Source organism: Kitasatospora sp. NPDC059160, from assembly GCF_042755465.1.
GTDB lineage: Bacteria > Actinomycetota > Actinomycetes > Streptomycetales > Streptomycetaceae > Kitasatospora.
The window spans coordinates 79,723-85,824 of the sequence record NZ_JBHZCN010000032.1; the positions used below are offsets into that span (position 1 = coordinate 79,723).

Genomic DNA, 6,102 nt, shown 5'->3' on the forward strand with positions numbered 1-6,102 from the left:
CCGCTGTGGCCGTGCTCAACATCCACGAACGCACCATCCCGGCACCGGAGTCGACGGTCGGCGCACTCCTCGACGGCCTCGCCGGCCCGGACGACCGGCTCTGGCCCGGCCCCGACTGGCCCCCGCTGGAGCTCGACGGCCCGCTCGCGGTCGGCGCCGCCGGCGGGCACGGGCCGGTCCGCTACCGGGTCGTCGGCTACCAGCCGAGCCGGTGGGTGCGGTTCCGGTTCAGCGGGCCGCGCGGCTTCGACGGGTTCCACGAGTTCACCGTCCAGCCCGCGAACGGCGGCTCCCTGCTGCGCCACACCATCGCGATGCGCCTGCACGGCCCGAGCCGGCTGACCTGGCCGCTGGCCTTCCGCTGGCTGCACGACGCCCTGCTGGAGGACTCCCTCGACCGGGCCGTCCGCGCCTGCGGCGCCACCGTGGACTCCCCGGCACGATGGAGCGCCCCCGTACGACTGCTGCGCCGACTGGCCCACCGCTGACCACGGCACGCCCCCTGGCGTCCGCAGCCGACGCGCCGCCAGGATGGTTCCCTGCCAACGGGATCAGCGGACGAGAGGCGGCGACGGCCATGGCGGTCATGACGGTCAGCACAGTGGTGGAGGCCCCGGCCGAGCGGGTCTGGGAACTGATCGGGGACTTCCACGCCCTCGGCGAGTGGCACCCCCACCTGCCGACAAGCCGGCTCGGCAACGCGCTGACGGGCAACGCGATCGGCGCGGTCCGGGTCTTCGAGTTCGACGGCGTCGTCCTGAACGAGATGCTGGTCGCCTACGACGGCGAGGCCCGGGCCTACACCTACAGCTTCCCCGACGGCACCTTCCACTTCGACCGCTACCGCGCCACCCTGCGGGTCACCCCGGTGACCGAGCTGGACACCAGCTTCGTGGAGTGGAGCGTCACGTACGACATCGAGGCGGAGCACCGCAAGGAGTCCACCGAGCGCGTGCACGGCGTCTTCACCGCCGGTCTGGCCGCCCTGCGGGAGCGCTTCGCGAACTGAGCCGGACGGCGGGCGGGCGGCGGGCGGGCGGTGCACGGCGCACGAGAAGTCGACCTGGTCGACTTCTCGTGCGCAGGCCCCCACCCTAGGCCTGCGGTGCGCCCTCACCCGTCGCGGTCAGGCGGCGCCGAGCCGCGGCGAGGAGTTCGGCGGACAGGCCCGGATCGTCGCTCGCCCGGGCGAGCATCAGCGCGCCGACCATCGTCGACAGGTCGGCGAGCGCCGCCTCGCGCCCGGCCGCGTCGGGCAGCTGCTGGAAGCCGTCGACCAGGTCGCGCAGCCCGGCCGTGAAGGCGGTGCGCAGCGGGGCGCCGGGTTCGGCCCGGGCCGCGTCGGCGGCCAGCGCTGCGGCGGCGCAGCCCTGGCCGGGGTGGTCGCGATGGAGGGCGGAGAGGTAGCGGGCGAGGAACTCGGCGCGGGGGGTGCGCCGCTCGTCCGAGGGGTCGTCGTCCGCACCAGGGTCCGCCAGCGCGTCCATGGCCTCGCGGCGTTCGGCGAAGGCGGCGGTGAGGGCCTGGGCGACGAGGTCGTCCTTGGACGAGAAGTGCCGGTAGAAGCCGCCGTGGGTGAGTCCGGCCGCGGCCATCGCCTGGGGGACGCTGACCTGCTCGGAGCCCTTCTCCCGGATCAGCCTGGCGGTGTGGTCGATGACCTCCTGACGGTGGCGTTCGGCCTCGGCGCGTGAGACGCGGGGCATGTCCGCGCTCCCTTCGTCGTCCTGTGGTGGTGTCCCGGCGGCCCCCGGTGGTGCTCCCGGTGGCGGTCCCACTCTCCCATCCGGGGCTCCCTTGCCCATTTTAGATGATGGCCATAATCTAAAACCAGTGGGGAGCCCCGGCGACGGGGCACCACCCTTCCGAGAGCGAGGAACACGCACATGACCGTGATCGAAGGCTCCACCGCCCTGGTCACCGGAGGCCTCCGCGGCCTCGGCCGGGCATTCGTCGGAGAACTGCTGGCCCGCGGCGCGACGAAGGTCTACGCCACCGCCCGGACACCCGTCCCCAGCGAGGACGGCCGGGTGGAGGTCCTCGCCCTGGACGTCACCGACGACGCCTCGGTGGCCGCCCTCGCCGAGCGGGCCCAGGACGTCGACATCGTCTTCAACAACGCCGGCGTCCTGCACCCCGGCGCCCTGCTGACCGCCGACCTGCGGCACGTCCAGGACACCTTCGACACCAACGTCCTGGGCCCGCTGCGGATCGCCCGCGCCTTCGCGCCCGTGCTGGCAGCCCGGGGCGGCGGGGCACTCGTCGACATCCACTCCGCACTGTCCTGGGGCGCGGGCGCGGGCGCGTACGGGGCCTCCAAGGCGGCCCTGTGGTCGCTCACCAACTCCCTGCGCCTGGAGCTCGCCGCCCAGCACACCCAGGTCGTCGGCGTGCACCTGGGCTTCGCCGACACCGAGATGGTGGCAGCTCTGCCCGTCGACAAGCTCCCGGCCGACGAGGTGGCCCGCATCGTGCTGGACGGCATCGAGCGCGGCGACCGCGAGGTGCTCGTCGACGACGTCTCCCGGTCGTTCAAGGCCGCACTCGCCGGGCCGGTGGAGGGCCTGACCGTCCCCTTCCGCCGCTGAGCCGCCGCACCCCTGCACCGCTGAGGAGAACACCCATGCCCCTGTGGCACGTCTACCACCCCCGCGGCACCTACAGCCCCGAGCAGAAGCAGCGGATGGCCGCCGACATCACCGGCATCTACACCCGCTTCGGGCTGCCGAAGTTCTACGTGATGACGCTGTTCCACGAGATCGGCGCCGACGACTTCCACGTCGGCGACCAGCCCACCCAGGACGCGGTACGGATCGTGGTCGAGCACATCGCCCGCCACACCGAGGACCCCGACGTGCGCAAGCGCACCCGGGAGGCGCTCGCCGCCGTCCTCGCGCCCCACACCACCGATCGCGGCCTGTACTGCGAGTTCCACGTCGACGAGACGCCCCGCGACCTGTGGATGATGGACGGGATCTCCCCTCCGCCGTCCAACAGCGAGGCCGAACAGCTGTGGGTCCGGGAGAACCGCCCGATCCCGTACTGACCGGCCTTAGGAAGTGCCGCCCGGCACCTGCCCGGTGCCGGGCGGCCAGGTGTGACCGGCCTCGTGGAGGTTCGCCAGCGCCAAGTAGTCGTTGCCCAGCATCACCTGGGCCAACCGGGCCGCCGCCGAGACCACGTCGGGCCAGCCGGGGGCGTCAAGGAAGGCCTCGTCCGGGGCCTGGGCTCCGACCGCGTCCTGCACCGCGCCGTACGCGGCGCCGAGCCGGGCCATCAGCGCGACCTCCTCCTCGGTGCGGAGGCTCAGGCCGAGATGGCGCTCGGGTTCGTCCGCGTCGCAGAAGTCGTCGAAGAGCACGTGCACGATGTGGTCGAGGTTCTCGAACTGCCTACGGTCGAGCCACACTTCCCGCTGCCAGGTCGGGCTGGCCAGGGAGACGACGGCGGGCACGACGTGCAGCCGGAAATGGGGGAAGGCGATTCCGTGATCGATCACGGGCCGACGGTACCCACGTAGCGCCCGACCGGGCAGTCATTGAAGAGCGCTGCCCGCTAAAGGACCAGAGCGAACCAGCCGGCCACCGAGACCGCTGCGGCGAGCCCGCCGAGGGCGACCGCCGCCCGGCCGTGCTCCAGCCCCCGTGCCCGCTGGAAGGCGGCGATCAGCACGCTGATCGCCGCTACCGGCATGAGCAGGAACGCCAGGAACCAGGCCCAGCCGCCCAGGGCGAGCGCGGCCAGGAGGCCGATGATCAGCAGCGGCACCCACACGGCGGCCACCGTGAACCCGGCCGCCGCGCACGCGACCCGGAACCGGTCCTGGCGCCGGTAGAAGACCGGCACGGCACAGACGGCGCCGCTCAGCAGCCCGACGGCGGAGAGGAAGAGCCGCAGACCGGCCCCGCACGTCGGCGCGATGAGCACCAACGGCACCAGGGGCACCGCACTTGCCACCCCGGCCAACCACCTCGCACTCGTGGGCACCACGGCCATGCCTCCACCCCTCCTTTGAACGCGTTCAAACGTAACACGCGAGAGGCTGGGCCGATCAGGAGGATTCGGCGCCCCCGATCGCCGCGAGCAACTGTCGGCGGACGGCAGCAGCGGCACCGGGCATCCGGCGGGCCAGCTCCACGTCGAGTCGCCGACGTTCAGCCCGGAGGAGTCGGGCGACGGGGGCGCGGGAGCAGTGCTGGAACCAGAGGTCGCGGAGCCGGTCGATCACGCCGCCACCTCGCCCCACACGATCTTGCCGATCGGCCGGCGCGGGCAGCAGCCCCAGCGCTTGGCGAGGGAGTCGACGAGCTGGAGGCCTCGCCCGGTCTCGCCGTCGAGACCGGGCGAGGAGAGGGAGGGGACCCGGTCACCCCGGGCGTCGTGGACCTCGATACGGAGGCGGGTGGGGTCGACGTCGAGGGAGAAGTAGATGAGGTGGCCGATCGGGGTGCCGTGCAGGACGGCGTTGGTCACGAACTCGGTGGTGATGACGAGCCCGGAGTCGAGGAAGCACTCGCCGTACGGGGTGGAGGAGAGGAGGGCCGCGAGCCGCTGGCGGGCCATCGCGGGCGAGCGGCGGCTGCGCGGGAGCCAGATGGTGGAGGAGGTTCGAGACATGGCGAAGTCACCTTCCAGGCACATGACATGAGTGGAGAAGGCCGGGCGACCACGACGGCCGCCCGTAGGCGTCCAACACGAAGCGCCTCACGAGGGTGCGCTACAGCCTTACGCCATGCATGTCACGCACAGGCAGCACTTCGTCACGCACAGCATGGAGCATCGCCGCGAATGATCGCAAGGCAAGTCGATGAAATATGAAAACTTTCAGATCTGATGGCTAGGCGCGCCCTCTAGGCTGTTGCCGATGGTGGCGAACCGTCACCACTCGCATGCACACTGGTCCTTGAACGTCATGGAGGGGTTACGTAGATGGCAGTCGCAGTGCCAGCAGTGCGGTACCGACGCATCGCCGCCGAGCTGAGAAGGCTTCGCGAGTTGAAGAGCCTCTCCGCCGAAGAGGTCGCCGCCCAGGTCGACGGCATCAACCTGGTGAAGCTCAGCCGGTACGAGAACGCCCGGGTCCAGCTCAAGCCGGATGTCGTCCGCGCCCTGCTCGACTTCTACGAGTGCGACGAGGAGCTCAAGGAGGTCCTCGTCGAGATCCTCCGGGACAAACGCCGCCCGGGCTGGATGGCGGGCTACGAGCAACTGAACCCGCTCTACACGGACTTGATCCGGCTCGAAGAAACGGCTGTTGGCAACAAGTCGTACGAGTCTGCCTACATCCCCGGCCTCCTCCAGACGCGCCAGTACGCCCACGCCATCATCGCCAGCGGCGTGATAAACAAGCCCAGCGTCGAAGAGCGGGTGGAAGTCCGGATCAACCGGCAATCCGTCCTCACACGGTCCGAGAACCCACTGAAACTGTGGGCCGTGATCCACGAGGCAGCCCTGACCATGGGCGCCGCCCCAGGGGTCATGACAGACCAGTTGGACAAGCTGCTGCAGTTCAGTCAGCTCCCCAACATCAGAATTCAGATCATGCCGTCCATGGCTCCGCCGCACCCTGGCATGACCGGCTCGTTCGCACTCCTGGAGTTCCGGCAACGAGATCTCGACCTGGTTCTGCTCAGCGGCATGCTCAGCAGCGATTGGGTTGAAGACCCGGGCCAAGTCGATATCTATCGAGCGGCGTTCGACGAGATCATGGCAACCGCCCTGGACCTCGACCAGTCTCGTAGCCTCATCGCACAGAAGAGAGACATGCTCAAGTGACCCATTTCCCTGTCGCCTCCGCGCTCCCCATCCAGTGGAGGAAGGCAAGCGCCAGCAACCCCAACGACAACTGCGTCGAAGTAGCCGATGCCATCACGGACATCGTCCCGGTCCGCGACAGCAAGGACCCCCACGGCCCGGCGCTCGCCTTCTCCCCCGACGGGTGGCAGTCCTTCATCGCCGGCATCCGCTCCGACGACTTCCCCGCCACCCCCTGAATCACCCCGGGCGGGGGGCGGGGCGCCCCCCCGGGGCCCCCGGGGCCCCCCGCGGCGCGGGGGGGCGCGAGAGGCTGACCGACGGCCCGGAACCGAGAGAACGAAACAA

At 70.7% G+C, this 6,102-nt stretch carries 11 protein-coding genes; 6 read left to right on the top strand and 5 right to left on the bottom strand.

Going from position 1 to position 6,102, the window contains the following annotated elements:
• Positions 1-5 precede the first annotated feature (5 nt).
• Both ACFXOZ_RS16175 and ACFXOZ_RS16180 read left to right on the top strand, forming a co-directional pair.
• Positions 6-488, top strand: coding sequence for an SRPBCC family protein (locus ACFXOZ_RS16175; protein WP_380590872.1), 483 nt, complete (start codon positions 6-8; stop codon positions 486-488).
• 98 nt (positions 489-586) lie between these two features.
• Positions 587-1,009 (top strand): SRPBCC family protein, encoded by a 423-nt coding sequence (locus tag ACFXOZ_RS16180; protein WP_380529344.1) that lies wholly within the window; start codon positions 587-589, stop codon positions 1,007-1,009.
• 85 nt (positions 1,010-1,094) lie between these two features.
• Here the strand turns inward: ACFXOZ_RS16180 and ACFXOZ_RS16185 are convergent, their stop codons facing one another.
• Positions 1,095-1,706 (bottom strand): TetR/AcrR family transcriptional regulator, encoded by a 612-nt coding sequence (locus ACFXOZ_RS16185; RefSeq protein ID WP_380590875.1) that lies wholly within the window; start codon positions 1,704-1,706, stop codon positions 1,095-1,097.
• 180 nt (positions 1,707-1,886) lie between these two features.
• On the opposite strand from ACFXOZ_RS16185, the gene ACFXOZ_RS16190 reads away from it, so the two are divergent.
• Together ACFXOZ_RS16190 and ACFXOZ_RS16195 are read left to right on the top strand one after the other, a co-directional pair.
• Positions 1,887-2,588, top strand: a complete 702-nt coding sequence (locus ACFXOZ_RS16190) for an SDR family oxidoreductase (protein ID WP_380528507.1) — start codon at positions 1,887-1,889, stop codon at positions 2,586-2,588.
• A gap of 35 nt (positions 2,589-2,623) precedes the next feature.
• Positions 2,624-3,046 carry a tautomerase family protein gene (locus ACFXOZ_RS16195; protein ID WP_380590878.1) on the top strand — a complete coding sequence of 141 codons (423 nt, stop codon included), beginning with the start codon at positions 2,624-2,626 and terminating at the stop codon, positions 3,044-3,046.
• 6 nt (positions 3,047-3,052) lie between these two features.
• Here the strand turns inward: ACFXOZ_RS16195 and ACFXOZ_RS16200 are convergent, their stop codons facing one another.
• The 4 genes from ACFXOZ_RS16200 to ACFXOZ_RS16215 are packed head-to-tail and all read right to left on the bottom strand — an operon-like array spanning position 3,053 to position 4,617.
• The gene (locus tag ACFXOZ_RS16200) at positions 3,053-3,499 is read right to left on the bottom strand and encodes a hypothetical protein (RefSeq protein ID WP_380590881.1); all 447 of its coding nucleotides are present in this window, start codon (positions 3,497-3,499) and stop codon (positions 3,053-3,055) included.
• Between the two features lie 56 nt (positions 3,500-3,555).
• Positions 3,556-3,996, bottom strand: a complete 441-nt coding sequence (locus ACFXOZ_RS16205; protein ID WP_380590884.1) for a hypothetical protein — start codon at positions 3,994-3,996, stop codon at positions 3,556-3,558.
• 55 nt (positions 3,997-4,051) lie between these two features.
• Positions 4,052-4,228, bottom strand: coding sequence for a hypothetical protein (locus ACFXOZ_RS16210; protein ID WP_375890084.1), 177 nt, complete (start codon positions 4,226-4,228; stop codon positions 4,052-4,054).
• Complete coding sequence (locus ACFXOZ_RS16215) at positions 4,225-4,617, bottom strand: ATP-binding protein (RefSeq protein WP_380590887.1); 393 nt, start codon at positions 4,615-4,617, stop codon at positions 4,225-4,227. The genes ACFXOZ_RS16210 and ACFXOZ_RS16215 overlap by 4 nt, the downstream gene beginning before the upstream one ends.
• Before the next feature lie 312 nt (positions 4,618-4,929).
• Here ACFXOZ_RS16215 and ACFXOZ_RS16220 point away from each other — a divergent pair, with 312 nt between their 5' ends.
• Together ACFXOZ_RS16220 and ACFXOZ_RS16225 are read left to right on the top strand one after the other, a co-directional pair.
• Positions 4,930-5,775: a helix-turn-helix domain-containing protein gene (locus ACFXOZ_RS16220; RefSeq protein WP_380528497.1), complete on the top strand. Its 846-nt coding sequence runs from the start codon at positions 4,930-4,932 to the stop codon at positions 5,773-5,775.
• Positions 5,772-5,993, top strand: coding sequence for a DUF397 domain-containing protein (locus ACFXOZ_RS16225; RefSeq protein ID WP_380528496.1), 222 nt, complete (start codon positions 5,772-5,774; stop codon positions 5,991-5,993). The genes ACFXOZ_RS16220 and ACFXOZ_RS16225 overlap by 4 nt, the downstream gene beginning before the upstream one ends.
• Positions 5,994-6,102 lie beyond the last annotated feature (109 nt).